The organism is Collinsella aerofaciens, assembly GCF_039062315.1.
GTDB lineage: Bacteria > Actinomycetota > Coriobacteriia > Coriobacteriales > Coriobacteriaceae > Collinsella > Collinsella aerofaciens_BG.
The window spans coordinates 130,362-148,787 of sequence record NZ_JBCJBG010000002.1; the positions used below are offsets into that span (position 1 = coordinate 130,362).

At 61.2% G+C, this 18,426-nt stretch carries 20 protein-coding genes; 19 read left to right on the forward strand and 1 reads right to left on the reverse strand.

Annotated features, from left to right (window positions below):
* Positions 1–79: 79 nt before the first annotated feature.
* The 16 genes from ABCP74_RS01725 to rsfS all read left to right on the forward strand — a co-directional run bounded on the left by ABCP74_RS01725 (position 80) and on the right by rsfS (position 15,711).
* The gene (locus tag ABCP74_RS01725; RefSeq protein WP_055249980.1) at positions 80–622 is read left to right on the forward strand and encodes a peptidylprolyl isomerase; all 543 of its coding nucleotides are present in this window, start codon (positions 80–82) and stop codon (positions 620–622) included.
* Between the two features lie 11 nt (positions 623–633).
* The gene (locus ABCP74_RS01730; protein WP_343000551.1) at positions 634–1,929 is read left to right on the forward strand and encodes a tetratricopeptide repeat protein; all 1,296 of its coding nucleotides are present in this window, start codon (positions 634–636) and stop codon (positions 1,927–1,929) included.
* Positions 1,930–2,056: 127 nt separating this feature from the next.
* The gene (mreB, locus tag ABCP74_RS01735) at positions 2,057–3,088 is read left to right on the forward strand and encodes a rod shape-determining protein (RefSeq protein WP_006236061.1); all 1,032 of its coding nucleotides are present in this window, start codon (positions 2,057–2,059) and stop codon (positions 3,086–3,088) included.
* 78 nt (positions 3,089–3,166) lie between these two features.
* A complete protein-coding gene (mreC, locus tag ABCP74_RS01740; RefSeq protein WP_343000550.1) occupies positions 3,167–4,108 on the forward strand; it encodes a rod shape-determining protein MreC in 942 nt (313 codons plus the stop codon).
* An 11-nt stretch (positions 4,109–4,119) separates the two neighbouring features.
* Positions 4,120–4,686: a rod shape-determining protein MreD gene (locus tag ABCP74_RS01745; RefSeq protein ID WP_343000549.1), complete on the forward strand. Its 567-nt coding sequence runs from the start codon at positions 4,120–4,122 to the stop codon at positions 4,684–4,686.
* A 13-nt stretch (positions 4,687–4,699) separates the two neighbouring features.
* Positions 4,700–6,769, forward strand: coding sequence for a penicillin-binding protein 2 (mrdA, locus tag ABCP74_RS01750; protein WP_343000548.1), 2,070 nt, complete (start codon positions 4,700–4,702; stop codon positions 6,767–6,769).
* 9 nt (positions 6,770–6,778) lie between these two features.
* On the forward strand, positions 6,779–8,005 hold the full coding sequence (locus tag ABCP74_RS01755; RefSeq protein ID WP_343000547.1) for an FtsW/RodA/SpoVE family cell cycle protein: 1,227 nt from the start codon (positions 6,779–6,781) through the stop codon (positions 8,003–8,005).
* A gap of 18 nt (positions 8,006–8,023) precedes the next feature.
* Positions 8,024–8,953 carry a YcjF family protein gene (locus ABCP74_RS01760; protein ID WP_343000546.1) on the forward strand — a complete coding sequence of 310 codons (930 nt, stop codon included), beginning with the start codon at positions 8,024–8,026 and terminating at the stop codon, positions 8,951–8,953.
* Positions 8,954–8,962: 9 nt separating this feature from the next.
* Positions 8,963–10,840 (forward strand): TIGR03960 family B12-binding radical SAM protein, encoded by a 1,878-nt coding sequence (locus ABCP74_RS01765; protein ID WP_343000545.1) that lies wholly within the window; start codon positions 8,963–8,965, stop codon positions 10,838–10,840.
* Positions 10,837–11,649, forward strand: a complete 813-nt coding sequence (locus tag ABCP74_RS01770) for a TIGR03936 family radical SAM-associated protein (protein WP_343000544.1) — start codon at positions 10,837–10,839, stop codon at positions 11,647–11,649. The genes ABCP74_RS01765 and ABCP74_RS01770 overlap by 4 nt, the downstream gene beginning before the upstream one ends.
* 67 nt (positions 11,650–11,716) lie before the next feature.
* Positions 11,717–12,091, forward strand: a complete 375-nt coding sequence (rplU, locus tag ABCP74_RS01775; RefSeq protein ID WP_035138585.1) for a 50S ribosomal protein L21 — start codon at positions 11,717–11,719, stop codon at positions 12,089–12,091.
* A 33-nt stretch (positions 12,092–12,124) separates the two neighbouring features.
* Positions 12,125–12,382, forward strand: coding sequence for a 50S ribosomal protein L27 (gene rpmA / locus ABCP74_RS01780; RefSeq protein ID WP_343000543.1), 258 nt, complete (start codon positions 12,125–12,127; stop codon positions 12,380–12,382).
* Between the two features lie 85 nt (positions 12,383–12,467).
* Complete coding sequence (gene obgE, locus ABCP74_RS01785) at positions 12,468–13,925, forward strand: GTPase ObgE (protein ID WP_343000542.1); 1,458 nt, start codon at positions 12,468–12,470, stop codon at positions 13,923–13,925.
* Between the two features lie 3 nt (positions 13,926–13,928).
* Entirely contained in the window at positions 13,929–14,606 is a 678-nt protein-coding gene (gene nadD / locus ABCP74_RS01790; protein WP_343000541.1) for a nicotinate-nucleotide adenylyltransferase, read from the forward strand.
* An 87-nt stretch (positions 14,607–14,693) separates the two neighbouring features.
* Positions 14,694–15,227, forward strand: a complete 534-nt coding sequence (gene yqeK / locus ABCP74_RS01795) for a bis(5'-nucleosyl)-tetraphosphatase (symmetrical) YqeK (RefSeq protein ID WP_193221482.1) — start codon at positions 14,694–14,696, stop codon at positions 15,225–15,227.
* A 28-nt stretch (positions 15,228–15,255) separates the two neighbouring features.
* On the forward strand, positions 15,256–15,711 hold the full coding sequence (rsfS, locus tag ABCP74_RS01800) for a ribosome silencing factor (RefSeq protein WP_343000540.1): 456 nt from the start codon (positions 15,256–15,258) through the stop codon (positions 15,709–15,711).
* A 101-nt stretch (positions 15,712–15,812) separates the two neighbouring features.
* Here rsfS and dinB read toward each other — a convergent pair whose 3' ends face one another.
* Entirely contained in the window at positions 15,813–17,066 is a 1,254-nt protein-coding gene (gene dinB / locus ABCP74_RS01805) for a DNA polymerase IV (protein ID WP_343000539.1), read from the reverse strand.
* A gap of 201 nt (positions 17,067–17,267) precedes the next feature.
* Between dinB and rpsP the strand changes: the two genes are divergently transcribed.
* Genes rpsP through rimM form a run of 3 tightly spaced genes read left to right on the forward strand, consistent with a single transcriptional unit; the run spans position 17,268 to position 18,423 of the window.
* Positions 17,268–17,609 carry a 30S ribosomal protein S16 gene (gene rpsP / locus ABCP74_RS01810; protein ID WP_022094749.1) on the forward strand — a complete coding sequence of 114 codons (342 nt, stop codon included), beginning with the start codon at positions 17,268–17,270 and terminating at the stop codon, positions 17,607–17,609.
* Positions 17,610–17,651: 42 nt separating this feature from the next.
* On the forward strand, positions 17,652–17,897 hold the full coding sequence (locus ABCP74_RS01815) for a KH domain-containing protein (protein ID WP_171021534.1): 246 nt from the start codon (positions 17,652–17,654) through the stop codon (positions 17,895–17,897).
* A 34-nt stretch (positions 17,898–17,931) separates the two neighbouring features.
* Complete coding sequence (gene rimM / locus ABCP74_RS01820; protein WP_343000615.1) at positions 17,932–18,423, forward strand: ribosome maturation factor RimM; 492 nt, start codon at positions 17,932–17,934, stop codon at positions 18,421–18,423.
* Positions 18,424–18,426 lie beyond the last annotated feature (3 nt).

Genomic DNA, 18,426 nt, shown 5'->3' on the forward strand with positions numbered 1-18,426 from the left:
GCGTGCGCAATTGATGGAAGCCCGTGCTTATTGCTACAATTCGTACAAATATGCTTTAAACGCACGAGGAAGGAACCACATGTTTGGTTTTAAGAAAGAGCTCTATACGCCCGAGTACCAGCTCGTCGGTGACGAGTGCGCGGTGATCGAGACGTCGAAGGGCACCATCAAGGTCAAGTTTGACGGTGAGGGCGCCCCCATCCATGTGGCGAACTTCTGCGAGCTTTCCACGATGGGCTTTTATGACGGCCTTAAGTTCCATCGCTATGTGCCCGGCTTTGTGATCCAGGGCGGCGACCCCAATACCCGCGATATGTCCGGCGCCGACGTCGCCGCCGGTCTTGAGGGCCCCGACGGCATGCCCGGTACCGGCGGCCCCGGCTACTGCATCAAGGGCGAGTTTGCCACCAATCCGCGCAACAGCCATGTTGACGGCGCGCTTGCCATGGCCCGCTCCATGGATCCCGATTCCGCGGGCTCGCAGTTCTACTTCTGCCTGGGTGCCCAGCACAACCTTGACTCCGGCTACACCGTCTTTGGCACCACGGTCGAGGGCCTCGACGTCATCTCGCAGCTGCGCGCCGGCGACGAGATCGTTCATGTCGAGATCGTTCACGAGTAAAGGGGACTTCCTTGAATAGCCAGCTGATCCAACAGGGCCGCGCCGCTTATCGCGCGGGTGATTTTTCCGCTGCCGCCCAGATGCTTGGCGCGGCAAAGACTCCCAACGAGATCATGGGTGAGGCCGACCACCTGCGCGGCAACGCCCTGATGCATCTGGGCATGTACGCCGAGGCCGCCGAGGCCTACGCCGCCGCCCTCAACGACGGCGCCTATGGCAAGCGCGGCGCCCTGCTCACCAACCGCGGCAAGGCACTCGCCGCGGTGGGCGACTACACCACAGCTGCCCAGGCGTTCTCTGCAGCTACCCAGGACGCTTCCTACGCCACGCCGTTTAAGGCCTACCTGGGTCTGGGCAACGCGCTGTTCCAGTCGGGCGACTATGCCAACGCCGGTACCGCCTTTCGTCAGGCTGCCATCGACGGCGCCAACCCGGCTCCTGCCGCCGCCCTCGGCGATCTGGGCCGCTGCTTCATCAAGCTCGGCCGCCCCGCGGACGCCGTTGAGACCTACCGCACGGCTATCGACTTTGCCGGCCCGCGCGACGATACGCGTGCCCTCAACGCCGGCATGGGCCAAGCGCTTTCCGCCGTCGGCCGTCCCTCCGATGCGCTCGATGCCTTTAACACCGCTACCGCCGATGGCATCTACCAGCTCACGCCCGAGCAGGCCGACGAGCTTGCCCGCGTGCACGACTCGCTCGCCGCGCTTTCGGCCCAGACGGCCATGTCCACGGCTCCGGCTCCCGCGATGGACGCTCCCGCTGTCGACCCGCTCGATCCCACGGGCGCGACCGGTCAGTTTATGCCCGACCCCTCTGACACCGGCTTCTTTACGCTGTCCGAGTCCGAGATGGTCCAGCAGGACCGCAAGCAGGCCAAGGTTCGTCGTCGCCACCGCCACACGGGTCTCAAGATCTTCCTGGTACTGCTTCTGCTCATCGTGATCGCTGCCGGCGGTCTTGGCTATGCTTATACGCGCGGCATGGGCTACCCCTCGCAGGAGTCCGTCATCACCGACCTGTTCCAGGCTGCCGGCGACGGCGATACCGCCAAGGCCGAGTCCTGCCTGGCCTCGAGCCTGTCCGAGGACGCCAAGGCGATGATCATCTCCTCAATCCCGCAGGGCGCCACCGTCTCCATCGAGGGTATGGATCAGTCCATGACCGAGACCACCGCCAAGGTGAAGGCTTCGCTGTCCAAGGGCGGCGAGCAGGAGTACACCGTTAAATTCGTGCGCTCCGACAACCATATCGGTTGGGCCGTTTCCTCCTTCGACATCGATTTTTCGGCCGCTGACAACCAGTAGTGACCTTATGAGATTTGGCTCTGCCCGGCGCTTCACCGCAAGTGAGGTGCCGGGCTTGCGCTAGTATGATGGGCTAGTAGTTTTCCAGCAATCATCCAACACATCAGGAGTTGCGTTGTTTTCTTTGATGGATATGTTCTTCGGTAGCTATGCGGGCGATCTCGCCATCGACCTCGGCACCGCCAATACGCTCGTCTCCGTGCGCGGCAAGGGCATCGTCATCCGCGAGCCCTCCGTTGTCGCTATCGATAAGAACGACGAGCGCATCCTGGCAGTCGGCATCGAGGCCAAGCGAATGCTCGGCCGTACGCCCGGCAACATCGTGGCCGTTCGTCCCCTTAAGGACGGCGTTATCGCCGACTTCGATGTCACCGAGGCCATGCTTCGCTACTTTATCGACAAGGCTTCCGAGAAGCGCTATCCGTGGACTCCGCGTCCGCGCGTCGTCGTCTGCGTTCCCTCCGGCGTCACGTCGGTCGAGAAGCGCGCCGTCTTTGAGGCCACGATCCAGGCGGGCGCTCGCCAGGCCTATCTGATCGAGGAGCCCATGGCGGCTGCCATTGGCGCCGACCTGCCCGTCGAGGAGCCCACGGGCTCCATGGTCATCGATATCGGCGGCGGCACCACCGAGGTCGCCGTTATCGCTATGGGCGGTATTGTCGTGTCGCAGTCCATCCGCATTGCCGGCGACGAGTTCGACCAGGCTATCCTCACCCATGTTCGCGATGCCTACAACCTGGCTATCGGCGAGCGCACGGCCGAGGACATCAAGATTAAGGTCGGCTCCGCCGTGCCGCTCAAGGATGAGCTCGACGTCGAGGTCAACGGACGCGACGTGATCACGGGCCTGCCCAAAACCGTGCGTATCGAGAGCGAGGAGATTCGTCGCGCGCTCAACAAGCCGCTCGACGAGATGGCCAAGGCCGTTAAGGACGCTCTGGACGCCACGCCGCCCGATCTTGCCTCGGACCTTATGTACTACGGCATTCTGCTGACCGGCGGCGGTGCGCTGCTGCGCGGCCTCGACGTGCGCCTGCGCGACGAGACCGGCGTTTCGGTCAACGTCAGCCCCACGGCGCTCGATAACGTCGTAAACGGCTGCGCCCGCGTGCTCGAGGCCAACGCCTTTGACGGTGGCTTCGTCCAAACCAATGCTTAATTTCCAAAAGGTGGATTCCATTTGGCACGATCTTCGGGTTTCTCTCCAAATCTGAATACCAAGCGACAATCAACGGGTATGCGCCCGTTGATTGTTTTCAGCCTGATTTCGGTGTTGTTGCTCACGTTTTATATCCGTGAGGGCGAGGCCGGGCCGATTCATGCCGTGCGCTCGGGTGTGACGACGATTACCTCGCCGGTGCGCTTTTTGGGCTCGGCCGTGGCGGCTCCCTTCAACGCGATCGGCAACGTGTTCTCCAACCTCACGGCTTCGCAGGAGTCGCTCGACGACCTCAAGAAGCAAAACGAGGTGCTGACCTCTAAGGTCGCCGAGCTTTCCGAGGCTCAAAAGACTGCCGAGCGCCTGGAAGGCCTGGTCGGGCTGCAATCGACCTACAACCTTAAGTCGACCGCTGCTCGTATCGTCGGTGCGTCGGGCGATGCCTGGACCTCGACCGTTACCATCGACAAGGGCTCTGCCGACGGCCTTACCATCAACATGCCCGTGACGAGTTCTGCCGGTGTTATCGGCCAGATTATCGAGGTATCGGCCAAGACCTCTACCGTGCGCCTGATTGGTGACGAGAACTCGGGCGTGTCGGCTATGGTGCAGGACACGCGCGCCCAGGGTATGCTGCAGGGCCAGCCCGATGGCACCCTGCGCCTTGAGTACGTGAGCGTCGACTCCGACGTCAAAGTGGGCGACATCATCGTGACCTCTGGCATTGGCGGCGTATTCCCCAAGGGCCTGCCGCTCGGCACCGTTTCCTCGGTGGAGAAGTCGGCCAACGACGTGTACTACACCATTGTGGTGCGCGCTCAGACCACGGCCGAGAACAACGAGGAAGTGCTGGTCATTACCTCGCTGACCGACGAGCAGTCGGCCTCGGACGAGGACGTGAGCACGGCCAACAGCACGCCGCAGGGAACGTCGCGCGATGCTGCGACCAAGACGAAGGACGAGAGCTCGGATGACAGTTCCGACACGTCCGAGACGACCGATTCCGGCTCGAGCGAATAGGGGGCATGTCCATGGATCTACACGAGCAGGGGGCGAGCTCCCGCACGTTTGCAATCGCCGCCATTGCGTGCGTGCTGCTGCAGGCGGGCCTGGCGCCGCAGATCTCCATTGCGGGCGGTCGCGTCAACTTTATGATTATCCTGGTATGCCTGAGCGTGTTCTCGGGCGATCCCACGCGGGCTGTCGTCTGCGGTTTTTGCAGCGGCCTGTTCTATGATCTTTCCGCCGCCGTTCCGGTGGGCGTTATGTCGCTGCTGTTGACGGTGGGCAGTTTTGCCCTGGTGCACAGCGCTGCCGGTCAGACGAGCGGCTCCCCGAGCGCGCGCGGTATTACCGTGGGCGCCTTCGCGCTTGCCATCAACGTGGTCTACAGCATCATCTTGCTGTTTATGGGTCTGGAGACGAGCTTTGTGGTGGCTGTTTTTGGACACGCCCTGCCGTCTTCGATCCTGACGGGTCTGGTTGCCATTCCGTTTTTGATGTCCGGTGTCGTGCCGCAGTCCGGTTACGGATTCTCCGCACGCGGTGGTCATCAGGCGGGCATGCGCTTCAAGCCCAAGACTCGTAAACTCAAATAGGGGAGGCCCGTAGATGTCTTCCCAGATGACGGTTATCATCGCCGGTATCGTGCTGGTCGTGGCCATTGTGGTCGCGCTGGTCATCATGCGCCGCGGCGATTCCCGTTTTACCTACGACACGCAGCATGGAACGGCCCCGCGCGCCACCGAGGGCGAGGGCAATACCGCCGCAACCGCCTTCAAGGGTCGCTTCTCCATCCTCACCGCCGGCGTGGGCGCGATGTTTGCCGCGCTCGCCGTTAAGCTGTGGGGTATGCAGATGGTCTCGTCGGACTACTACGACAAGCAGGCCAAGAGCAATCAGACCCGTACTGTTACCACGCCGGCTGTGCGCGGGCGAATCCTTGATCGCAATGGCGTGGCACTTGTGCAAAACCGTCCTTCACTTGCCGTCGTTGCCTATCGCGACTTGGCCGATGACACCGTGCTGGTGCATCACCTCGCGAATGTGCTCGGAATGCCCTACGTCGCGGTTCTGCGCAACATTCAGGACAATTCCGAGGGCGCCCAGAGCCTGCATACCATCGCGACGGACGTACGCCGCTCCACGGTTGCCTATATCAAGGAGCATGCCGGCGATTTCCCGGGTGTGAAGATTGCCGAGCGCACCGAGCGCCAGTACCCGTACGGCGAGACGGCCTGTCACATTTTGGGCTATACCGGCACCATTACCTCCGAGCAGCTCGAGGCGCAGAACAAGAAGGCTTCGGGCGATAACGATAGCGCAGCCGGTCAGATTACGTACCAGTCGGGCGATATCGTGGGCCAGGCGGGCGTCGAGAGCTACTACGAGAACTTGCTGCAGGGTATTCGCGGCGAGCAGACGGTGAAGGTCGATGCCTCGGGCAACGTGACCGGTCAGGCCGGCGCCGTGCCCGCCAAGGCCGGCTCCGACATCAAGCTCACGCTTGACCTCAAGATTCAGCAAGCCTGCGAGACGGCGCTTGCAAGTGCCATTGAGCTCGCTAAGACCACAGGCCACAGCGACGCCGGCAACGGTGCCGTGGTGTGCCTCGACCCCAATAACGGCGAGATTCTGGGCATGGCCAGCGAGCCCAAGTTCGATCCTTCGGTGTTTATCGGCGGCGTCTCCAACGATGTTTGGACCGAGCTCAACGATGACGAGGGTTCGCATCCGCTGCTCAACCGCGCCATTAGCGGCCAGTACATGTCGGCTTCGACCATTAAGCCGCTCTCGGCGCTGGCTGGTCTTGAGTTTGGAACGTACACGTCGAGTCAGACAACCAACTGCACCGGCTATTGGACCGGCTTGGGCAAATCTTGGGGAAAATACTGCTGGCTGCACTCCGGCCACGGCACGATGACGCTGCAGTCCGGTATCGCTAACTCCTGCGACCCCGTGTTCTACGATATGGGCAAGGCGTTTTTCTACAACGACCAGCATCCCGAGGGCCTGCAAGAGATCTTTCGTCGCTGGGGCCTGGGCAAGACCTGCGGTATCGATCTGCCGAGTGAGGGCACGGGCCGTATTCCCGACGCCGAGTGGAAAGAGTCGTACTTTACCGACGCATCTGCCGAGGACCGCAAGTGGAATGCCGGCGATATGACGAACATCGCCATCGGCCAGGGCGACATTCTGGTGACACCGCTGCAGATGGCCTGCGCCTATATGGGCATTGCCAACGGCGGCAAACAGTATGTGCCGCATGTGTTTTTGTCGGCGGTATCGCGCGATGGCGACGGTGACGCCTACAAGTACAACGGCAAGGGCAAGAAGAAGCGCCTGGAGGCCAAGATCAACAGCGATTCGGATTTGGCTCTTGTTCGCAACGGCATGCACGATGTGATTTACTCCGCGTCGACTTCGACCGCCGCGCACTTTAACTCCCTGACCCCTACGGTCTACGGCAAGTCCGGTACGGGCGAGAAGAGCGGCGAGGACGATTACGCGTGGTTTTGCGCCTACGCGCCGGCCGATGATCCCAAGTACGTGATTGCCACCATCTTGGAACAGGGCGGTGGCGGCTCCGATACCGCGTTGCACGTCGTGCGCGATGTCCTCGGTGCGATTTATGACGAGCCCGACACGTCGACGGCCACGGGCGATTCCTCGGTTCGATAGGAGGTTGCGATGGACTTTTCGCCGGCGGACCTGTTCCGCTCAACCAAAACCGGCTCCCGCAGCAGCCTGGACCGCGTTAACAAGCAGCTCTCGGCCTCGCGCGGCACGTTCCGCCAGAAGGTACACATCGGTGTGCTGCTGGCTACCGTCGCGCTCGTTGCCTATGGCGTCATCATCATTTGGTCGGCGTCGCAGTTTAAGGCCGATGCCTCGTTCTCGCGCCACCTGCTGGGCATTGGCATTGGCGCGGTGCTGGCGGTGCTCGTCTGGCGCACCGACCTGCGTGGCATTTCCAATTTCTCGACGGCGCTGCTCGTCGTCGATCTCATCGTGATCTTCTCGCCTAAGATTCCGGGCCTGTCCTACACGGGCGGCTTGGGAATGACGGGTTGGATCAAGATTCCCGGTATCGGTTTGACCTTCCAGCCCGTTGAGCTCGCCAAGCTCATCACCATCTTCTTTATGGCCACGCTTGGCTCGCAGTACAACGGGCGTATCGATACCGTTCGCGACTACATTAAGCTCTGCGGCATGCTGTCCATTCCGTTTTTGGCCGTCGTCGCCATGGGCGACCTGGGCTCGGGCCTGGTCGTGCTGGTCTCGGGCGCCATCGTCATCTGCATGAGCGGTGCACGCCGCGAATGGGTGCTGTCGACCTTGGCCCTGCTGGTTGGTTTGATTGCGCTCATCTTGGCGCTCGACTCGGTCTTTGATTCGCTCCTTGGCCACGACGTGCTTATCAAGCAGTATCAGATGAACCGTCTGACAGTCTTCATCGACCCCGACAAAGCCGATTCGGATGATGCCTACAACCTGCAGCAGTCGCTCATTGCCGTCGGCTCGGGTGGCTTCTTTGGTAAGGGCCTGGGCCACGCGACGCAGTCGGCCGGTGGCTTTCTACCCGAGTTCCACACCGACTTCGTCTTCGCCTTCCTGTCCGAGACGTTCGGCTTCTGCGGTTCCTTTTTGCTTCTGTGCCTCTACGTGCTGCTGATCTTTTCGACAATCCGCGTTGCCTTTAAGTGCGAGTCATTGTTCTTGCGCCTATCGTGCGTGGGTATCGTCGGCATGTGGGCGTTCCAGACCTTCGAGAACATCGGCATGTGCATTGGCATGATGCCGATTACCGGTATTCCGCTGCCGTTTATTAGTTTTGGTTCGTCGTCGATGATGATTCAGTTGCTGACGGTGGGTATCGTACAATCCATATGGCGGCATCGTTCGGGCGCCGCGTAACCGCTGGAGGGGTTTGCCATGAAGATTCCCGTAGATAAGTTGACCAGCGCTTTTAAGATGGGCGCGTCTGTTAAGAAGGATTCCGATACACCGGTGCGTGTCTCGGTTTACCTTGATTCGACTGCGTCTCGCTTTTTGGTTGAGACGGTGCGCGATGCTTTTGTGCCGCAGACGACTTCGGGTATTGTGCGTGTTGATCGCCTGGGGGAGGACCGTATCGTTCCCAAGGCCGATACCGACGTGGTGCTGGTCCTCTCGTGTGGATCCGACCGCCTGGAGAGTGCTGTGCAGGAGCTCGTGATTGCCGGCGCGCCCGTGTGCGTGCTTGCCGAGTCCGCCGTCGAGGTGCCGTTCGTTGAGGAATCTACGCCCATGCTCGGCGTGGTGGCGGCGACCGATAAGACCTATCTGCTCGAGACGCTTGCCCGCTGGATCCTCGATCGTACGGATAAGGAGACGGCTTTTGCCGCAAACTTTGCCTTTATGCGCATCGCGGCGGCAAATCGCATCATTACCTCGTGCGCGCTCACCAACATGGCGACGGGCGCCCTGGTGTTTTTGCCGGGTGCCGACTATCCCGTGATGGCGCTGGCTCAGGTGGGCATGCTCTTTGAGCTCGCGGCTATCTTTGGGCGCGGCATTAAGCCCGAGCGTGGCTACGAGGTTGCGGGCGTGCTTGCCGGCGGTCTGGTGATTCGCGCCGTCACCCGCGCATTGGTGAAGCAGACGCCGCACATCGGCTTTGCCGTTAAGGCGCTTACCGCCGCCGCTGGTACCTATGGCATGGGCCGCGCGCTCGTGTCGCTCTACGAGCGCGATGTGGACTACAGCCGTGCCAATGAGGTTGTCAACGCCACGTTCTCGCGCGTTCGCGACCTGGTGACCACGGTCGCCGGTGCCGCCCGTCCCATGAGTCCTTTCGAGGATGCATCCGATCTCGCTGCTTAGGGGTTTCTTTTGCGCGTTCCATACCAAGACTGTTTTCATCTGATCGAGCCGTTGCTCGCCAAGGTCGAAAAGCCTAGCCGCTATATCGACCACGAGTGGGGTACGCTCTCAAAGGCCGATGCCGACTATCGCTGCTGCATGATCTATCCGGACGTGTATGAGGTTGGTCTGCCCAACCAGGGCATCGCCATTCTCTACAACATCCTTAATCAGGCCGAGGGCATTTCCTGCGAGCGCGGCTACGTGCCGTGGCCCGATATGGGCGATGCCATGCGCGAGGCGGGGATTCCGCTGCTGTCGCTCGAGGGTGCAGCGCCCGTGGCCTCGTTCGACATCGTCGGCATGCACGTGCCGCACGAGATGGCCGTGACGAACTTCCTCGAAGCGCTCGATCTCGCCGGCATTCCGCTGTTGGCTGCCGACCGTACCGAGGACGACCCCATCATCGTCGCCGGTGGTCCCTCGGTGTATAACCCCGAGCCGTACGCGGCATTCTTCGATGCCATCCTCATTGGCGAGGGCGAGGAGTCGCTGCTCGAGATCTGCCAGCTGCATCGCCGCTTGCGCGACGAGGGCGTTTCGCGCGCTCAGATTGTCGAGCAGCTCGCGACGGTCGCCGGTACCTATGTGCCGTCCCTGTATGAGGTGCGTCATGACGAGCCCTGCTCGCCGCATGGCTATACCGTGCCGCGCGAGGGCAAGGACGTCCCGCCGGTAGTCTACAAGCGCGTCGTCGAGGACTTTGGTGCCACCAATCCGCTTTCTCAGTCGTGCGTGCCGTATGCGCAGCTCGTCCATGATCGCCTGTCTATCGAGATCCTCCGTGGCTGCGCCCGCGGCTGCCGTTTTTGCCAGGCAGGCATGACGTATCGTCCGGTACGCGAGCGCTCGGCCGACCAGATCGTGTCATCGGTGATCCAGGGCTTGGAAAAGACTGGCTATGACGAGGTGTCGCTTACCTCGCTTTCGACGACCGACCACTCCTGTATCCGCGACGTGCTCGGCAGGCTCAATCGTCGTCTGGAGGACACGGGCATTCGCGTGTCCATTCCGTCGCAGCGCTTGGATTCGTTTGGCGTTGACATGGCCGAGTCGGTTGCCGGCGAAAAGAAGGGCGGCCTGACGTTCGCGCCCGAGGCGGGCAGCCAGCGTATGCGCGACATCATCAACAAGAATGTGACCGAGGAGGACTTGGATCGCGCGGCCAAGGCGGCCTTCGAGGCCGGCTGGAACCGCATGAAGCTCTACTTCATGATGGGCCTTCCCGGCGAGCGCGACGAGGACATCGTGGCTATCGCCAACCTGGCCGATCACGTGCTGGAGCTCGGCCGCTCCGTGGTGCCCAAGGCGCGCCGCGGGTCTATCTCGGTTTCTATCTCTGTTTCGGTGTTCATCCCCAAGGCGGCAACGCCCTTCCAGTGGTGCCCGCAGCTCGATTACGACGACGTCAAGCGCCGCCAGAAGTTGCTCATCACGAGCGTGCGCAATCGCGCCGTTCGCGTACACTACCACGATGCGGAGACCTCGCTTATCGAGGCTGCGCTCTCCCGTGCCGGTCGCGATATGACGCCGGTCATCATCGATGCCTGGCGTGCGGGCTCGCGCTTCGACGCCTGGGTGGAGCACTTCTCGCTCGACAACTGGAAGGAGGCCGCTGCCAAAAACGGCATCGACCTCAACGAGCTGGTACACCTGCCCTACGAGCTGGACTGGCGCCTGCCCTGGGAGCACGTGAGCCCCGGATGCTCGCGCGGCTTCCTCGAGCGCGAATACCGCCGTTCGCTCGAGGGCGTCACGACGCCCGATTGCACCCGCACGTCGTGCACCGGCTGCGGAATCTGTCCCACGCTCCACGCCAAGAACGTATTGATGGGTGATCGCGCATGAGTGAGCGCTTGACCGACAATCCCACGCTCTTTAGGCTGCGCGTTCGCTACGGCAAGCGTGATCGCCTTAAGTACCTGGGCCACCTGGAACTAATCCATACCATTGAGCGTATCGTGCGCCGTGCGGGCCTGCCCTATGCCGTGACGCAGGGTTTCTCGCCGCATATGCGCGTGGGCTTTTCGTCGGCGCTGCCCGTGGGCACGTCGTCGACCTGCGAGTGGTATGACCTTTTTATGACCGAGTTCGTCGCTCTCGACGAGGCCTTTGAGCGCCTAGCCGCTGCATCGCCTGCCGATCTGGCGCCTATCGAGGCTGCCTACATCGACGTGCGCACGCCGGCGCTGACGGCTCAGCTTACGCGTCTGTCGTACCGCATCGACTTGCACCTGGACCCCGAGGCCCCCGTGAGCGCCGACGAGGTGCGCGCTGCGATCGACACGCTGCGCGCGGGTCATGGCATTGACTATGCGCGCGGCAAAAAGAGCAAGCGTCTTGATCTGGACCATACGCTCGTTGGCTATGAGCTCGCGGTGGGGGAGCGTGAGGACCATCTGGTGCTCATGCTCGACACCCATGCCGATAACGAGGGCTCCATGCGTCCGGAAATTTTGCTTTCTGCCGCTGATGTTTTGTTGCAGGGCTTGACCCCGGGCGTCGATGCACCTATTGTTTCCACCGGTATGCAAGACCTCGTGACCATCTGCTCCTACGATGTCGAGCGTCAGAATCAAGCATGCGAGGACGACGAGGGCCGACTCGTCAGCCCCATACCTGTGCGAACTTGTGGATTTGCTCCACATACTCGTTGACGGGGGTATTATCGCCTGCTACTATATTCGGCTGTTGCACTAACTGATGCATGAAGGGCAAGTAAACATGTACGCAATCGTTAACACGGGCGGCAAGCAGTACAAGGTCGCCACCGACGATGTCATCACCGTCGAGAAGATCGAGGGCAATGAGGGCGACAAGGTCACCCTGCCGGTCATCTTCCTCAACGATGGTAAGAAGATCGTCACCGATCCCGACAAGCTGGCCAAGGCCAAGGTTACCGCTCAGATCGTTGAGCAGTTCAAGGGCGAGAAGCAGCTGGTCTTCAAGTTCCACAAGCGTAAGCGCTATCGTCGTCTGAAGGGTCACCGTCAGCAGCTCACCAAGCTGAAGATCGTGAAGGTCCAGGCTACGTCCCGCGCCAAGAAGGCTGTCAAGGCAGAGGCCGAGGCTGTTGCCGAGGCTCCCGTCGCCGAGTAGATTACACTCGTAACGAAAGAGTAGGTATACACAATGGCACACAAAAAAGGACTCGGTTCCTCCCGTAATGGCCGTGACTCCCGCGGTCAGCGCCTTGGCACGAAGCGCTTCGCCGGCCAGACGGTAACCACGGGCACGATTCTCGTCCGTCAGCACGGCACGCACATCCACCCGGGTGAGAACGTTGGCCGTGGCAAGGACGACACGCTGTTCGCGCTGGTCGACGGTACCGTTGAGTACCACAAGGGTATCAAGCACAGGGTCAGCGTACGCCCGCTCGCGAACGCGTAATTCACCCTTCATAGAGCACATATGTGGGAGGCACTTGAGTTTTAGGATTCAAGGGTCTCCCTCTTTTTTGTAGGAGGCGATTCTGTTGTCACAGTTCACCGATATCAGCCGCATTAACGTGTGCGGCGGCGACGGCGGTGCCGGATGCATGTCGTTTAGGCGCGAAGCCTTTGTCCCCAAGGGTGGCCCCGATGGCGGCGACGGCGGTCGTGGCGGCAATGTCGTCATCCAGGCCGATGCTCAGCTGTCTTCGCTGATCGATTACCGCTTTAAGCATCACTTTCGTGCCGAGCGTGGCACGCACGGTCAGGGCGCCCGCCGCAACGGCAAGAGCGGCGAGGACCTGATCCTTAAGGTTCCCATGGGTACCGTGGTGCGCGAGCTCGACCCCGAGACGCAGACCCCGATGTTCGAGATTGCCGACCTGGTGCATGATGGCGAGCGCGTTGTCGTGGCCCCTGGCGGTGCCGGTGGCCTGGGCAATACGCACTTTGTGACGTCGGTGCGCCGCGCGCCCGCGTTCGCCCAGCTGGGTGAGCCGGCCGAGGAACACTGGATTGAGCTCGAGATGAAGCTCATGGCCGATGCCGCGCTCGTGGGCTTCCCCTCGGTGGGTAAATCCTCGCTTATCGCGCGCATGAGTGCCGCCCGACCCAAGATCGCCGACTATCCATTTACCACGCTCGTACCCAACCTGGGTATGGTGCGTGCCGGCGAGTACTCCTATGTCGTTGCCGACGTCCCCGGCCTTATTGAGGGCGCGAGCGAGGGCAAGGGCCTGGGTCACCAGTTCCTGCGCCACATTGAGCGTACGGCACTCATCATGCATGTCGTCGATATGACGGGCGGTTTTGAGGATCGCGATCCGGTCGAGGACTACCGCATCATCAACCGCGAGCTCGAGCAATATGGCGCCGAGCTTTCTGAGCGTCCGCAGATCGTTGTCGCCAACAAGTGCGATGCGCCGGGCACGGCTGACAAGATTGCCGACCTCAAACGCGCCGCGCTCGACGATGGACATATGTTCTTTGCCGTGTCTGCTGTGACTGGCGCCGGCCTCAACACGCTGATGCTTGCCGTGGGCGAGCAGGTGGCTAAGCTGCGCGCCGAGTTGGCCGTCTCCGATGAGCCGGTCGATCTGCGTGACGATGAGTGGGAGCGCCGCCGCCTGCAGCGTGAGAAGCGTTTCCGCATTGTTCAGGAAGAGCCCCATGCCTTCCGCGTGGTCGGTCGCGCCATCGAGCGTATGGTCATCCAGACCGACTGGGAAAACGAGGAAGCCGTCATCTACCTGCAGCATAAGTTTGCGCGCATGGGTGTTGACGACGCGCTCGAGAAGGCCGGCTGCCGTGCGGGCGACGAGGTCCGCATTTGCCAGCGCGCCTTTGACTTTGAGGGCGCTGAGGACTTCTCGGAGTACGAGGAGGATCTCGAGGACGCAGACGTTGAGGTTATTGACGTAGCCGATGCTGCGGACGATGGCGTTGAGATTGTCGATGCGGCAGAAGTCGCGGACGATGTCGAGACCCCGGAGGGCGAGTAAGTCATGTCGCTGCGCGGTGGAATTGGTCTGCCTGAGCTGCCTATCAAGGATGGGCAGGAGTTTCGGCTTGGCATTATGGGTGGCACCTTCGACCCGATTCATTACGGGCACTTGGTTACTGCTGAGCAGGCGCGCGAGTCGCTCGACTTGGACGCCGTGCTCTTTATGCCGGCCGGCTCTCCCGCCTTTAAGCTCGACAAACCGGTGACGCCTGCCGAGGACCGTTATGCCATGACGGTCCTCGCAACCGCTGCGAATCCGGCTTTTTTGGCGAGCCGTTTCGAGATCGACCGTCCTGGCGTGACCTATACGGCCGATACGCTTCATGCCCTTCGCGACTTTTACCCGCCTCAGGTAAAGCTCTACTTTATTACGGGCGCCGACGCGATTATCGATATTGTGACCTGGCACAATGCTGATGAGATTGCCGAACTGGCAACCTTTATTGCTGCGACACGTCCCGGCTTTGACATCGATACTGCTCGTGCACGAATCAAAGAGTCGGGCCTGCCGTTTGACGTGCGTTATATCCAGATTCCGGCGCTGGCGATCAGCTCGACCAACATTCGCAAGCGAGTTGCCCGTGGCATGAGCGTGCGCTATCTTACGAGCGAGTCCGTGCTCGGCTATATTCGCAAACGCGGGCTGTATACCGATCTGGGTCAAGAAGATTTTGAGTGATGGGGGTCTACGTTGTCGGTAGAGGATCAGTTTGAGGGCGACAAGCGCGCATTGTTGACGCGTATCCACGAGTTGCTCGATGTGCGCATGAAGGATAAACGTAAGCGCTACGTTCATTCGCTCGGGGTTGCCGAGACTGCACTGCACCTAGCCGAGGTATACGGTGTCGACCGCTTTGATGCCGCTGCCGCCGGCCTGATCCATGACTGGGACAAGGTGCTCTCCGACGACGAGCTGGTCACGCGCGCTCTGCATTATGGCATTAAGATTGCCGGCTCTCCGTCTGCCGCGACGCCGCTTTTACATGGCCCGGTTGCCGCCTATGAGCTTCCGCAGCTATTTCCCGAGCTATCGCCGGCCGTTTTCCAGGCTGTCGACCGTCACACCGTGGGCGCCTGCGACATGACGCCGCTCGATATGGTGGTCTTTGTGGCCGATGCCATCGAGCCCAACCGCCATGGTGATTATGCCCACGCGCTGCGAAAGATGGTGGGGGAGTCGACGCTTGACGAGTTGTTCTTCTCCTGTTTTGCGCAGGGTCTGGTCTACGTGATCCAGTCCGGGCGCTATCTTTATCCCACGGCTATTACGATTTACAACCATTACGCCCAGCTGCGCTAGCTCGGGTGTGTCTAGAAAGAGGTATTCCATGGCCGACGAGACCATGACCGACGAGCAGATTCTTAAAGGTGTGGAGCACAAGAGCTACGTTGCCACGTCCGACCGCACCGCTGCCTCGCTGTCCGCGAGCGGCGTCGCCGCCGAGGATGTCGCCCGCGCCGCCGCGCAGGCCGCCTACGACAAGAAGGGCGAGGACGTGCAAGTGCTCGATCTGACCGAGCTCTCCGACGTGTGCGACTACTTTGTGCTCGCCACCGGTACCAATAACCGTCAGGTCGATTCTATCGTCGACGAGATCGAGGAGAAGGTCGCCGAGGCTTGCGGTGAGCACCCGTTTTCCATCGAGGGCCGCGAGCAGAAGACCTGGATGCTCATGGACTACGGCTCGGTTGTCGTCCACGTCTTCACCCCCGAGGCACGCGACTTCTACCGTCTCGAGAAGCTCTGGGGCGACGCTCCCCAGCTCCCCCTCAACCTCCTCTAAGACTTTATTTGGGCTGGGGCTTCTCTAAGGCTACCCTCTACCGTTCGCCGGGCAGTTGCGGTTTTCCGCACCTGCCCGGCTTTCTTTTTGCCCAAAGGCGGTTAATCGTTGAAGCGGGATTGGCGGCCGAAGGATAGGGCGGTGTCGCCGAATTTGTCTCTGACGGCGTCGATGGCGACGGAGAGGTCGCGGCGGTCGCTGGATTGGGCTCCGCGGTCATCGATCTCGCAGAACAGGTCGGTTTGGATACCGCCTTGGTGGTTGAAGTCGCTCATGCCGATACCCGCCAGACGCACGTGCATGCCTTCTTGCCAGATATTGTCGAGCAGCTCGAGCGCTACGGCCACAAAGATATTCTCGTCGTCGGTGGGGTGGGGCAAGCGGCGCTGTGCCGTGCGTCCGCTACCGTAAGAGTATTTGAGCTTGAGTGTTACGGTTCCGCCCGTCAGCCCTTGACGACGTAGGCGGCGCCCAACCGACTCGCCCAGCAGCGCAATCGCCGCCTCGATATCCCCACGCTCAGTCAAATCCTTCGCAAAGGTGCGCTCATTGCTCACCGATTTAACTTCACGTTCGTCATCCAGGCTGGTGACCTCGGATACTTCGAGCCCCAAAGCACGCTGGCGCATGCGCTCGCCATTCACGCCAAAAATTGCAGCCAGGGTGGACTCTGGTGCGCGTGAAAGCTCGCCGAGTGTATAGATGCGCATGCGACGCAGTCGCTCCTCGGCCGAACGCCCGATTCCGCTCATAGCAGATACCGGCAGCACAGCCAAAAAGCGCTGCTCGGTTCCGGGGCGCACGATAGTCAGCCCAAACGGCTTGTCGCGCTCGCTTGCGATTTTTGCCACGGTCTTGTTGCACCCAACGCCGATGGAGCACGTCACCCCCAGCGCCGCAACGCGGTCGCTTATACGCCGCGCAACCAGCAGCGGGTCTTCGGGTGCAAAGCGGCCTGGCGTGATATCGATAAAGGCCTCGTCGATGGACACGCGCTCCACGCGCGGTGTCTCATCGGCAAGAATCGCCATGACCTGCGCGCTCACCTCACGGTAGCGATCAAAGTGTCCGTGCGTCCAAATGGCCTGCGGGCACAGGCGCCGCGCCTCGGCCGAGGCCATGGCAGAATGCACGCCAAAGCGACGTGCCTCGTACGAACACGTGGACACGACGCCGCGTGACTCGGCGTCTCCGCCCACGATGAGCGGCTTTCCGCGCCATTCGGGATGATCGAGCATCTCCACGCTCGCAAAAAATGCATCGAGGTCCATCAGGCCCACCGCCGGACCCGTCCAGGGCGGCGGTGTGACGCCTGCAGCTTCCTCATAACCGTATGTATGTTCGCGTCTTTCCATGTCATGAGTATACCGCGCAGCTCATGTGGGGTGCGTGTATGTGCTTGCAAATCCCGAATTCTTGTCTAAGATATGGATTTGCCCTCGACTACACCGAAGAAGTTGGTCTCACGGACTTCACCTGCCCGCGTCGATGGCGTATTATGTTCAACTGTTTGTTTGTAGTTGCAGCCTAAAGCTGCTTGGTTGGAGGAGTTTCCTTTGGCAGTCAAGATTCGCCTTGCTCGTCACGGCGCTAAGAAGCGTCCGTACTACCGTGTCGTCGTCGCCGATTCCCGCGCCCCGCGTGACGGTCGTATCATCGAGGAGGTTGGCCGCTACAACCCGATGACCGCCCCCAAGACCATCAACCTCGACCTCGAGAAGATTGCCGACTGGCAGTCCAAGGGCGCTCAGCTCACCGACGCCGTCGCCGCTCTGGTCAAGGCCGCCAACGAGGGCGAGAAGACCGAGACCGTCGTCAAGAAGTCCAAGAAGCAGCTCGCCAAAGAGGCCGAGGCCGCTAAGGCTGCCGCTGAGGCCGCTGAGGGCGCCGAGGAGTAAATCGTGCCTGAGGTTGACGCTGCACAGCTCGAGGGTGAGGCAATGCTCTCAGATCGCATCGCCGATCTCGTCGAATATCTCGTTGTTCAGATCGTCGACGACCCGGATTCCGTGAGCCTTGAGGTCATCGATGGTGACGACGCCTCCACAATTGAGGTTTCGGTTGCCGAGGATGACGTCGCTAAGGTCATCGGCCGTCGTGGCCGTACCATCAAGGCCATTCGCACGCTCGCCCGTGCACTGGCCGCTCGCCTCGACACTGCTGTCGAGGTAGAGGTTCTGGGCTAGGACCTTGAGGTCCCAGTACAAAAATATCGCCCGTGTGGTCAAGCCGCACGGAAGGAAGGGGGAGGTCCTCGCGCAGCCGCTGCGGGGGCTTCCTTCTGTATTGGAGCCGGGTATGCGCGTCGCCTTGACGCCGCCGGCGCTCAAGCGCGACCGTTTTTGCACGGTCGTATCCGTCACCGATACGGGCGATGGCGATCTGGTCTCGTTTGAGGGCATTGACGACTTGACGGCTGCCGAGGGCATCACCGGATGCTACGTGCTGGCCAATCGTGACGACTTCGAGCTCGATTCGCTCGACGCCGCCTATACCGACCTTATGGGTCGCGAGGTGGTCGACGAACGCTTTGGTTCGCTCGGCACGATTGTCGAGATCATGTCGACGCCCGCCAACGATGTTTGGGTTGTCGAGGGTGGTCGGTACGGCGAGGTGCTGATTCCCGTGATCGAGCAGGTTGTGCTCGATCTTCCCGACACAGGAACAATTTCCGTCCACGTTATGGACGGCTTGATCGATATGGACAAGTAGGGA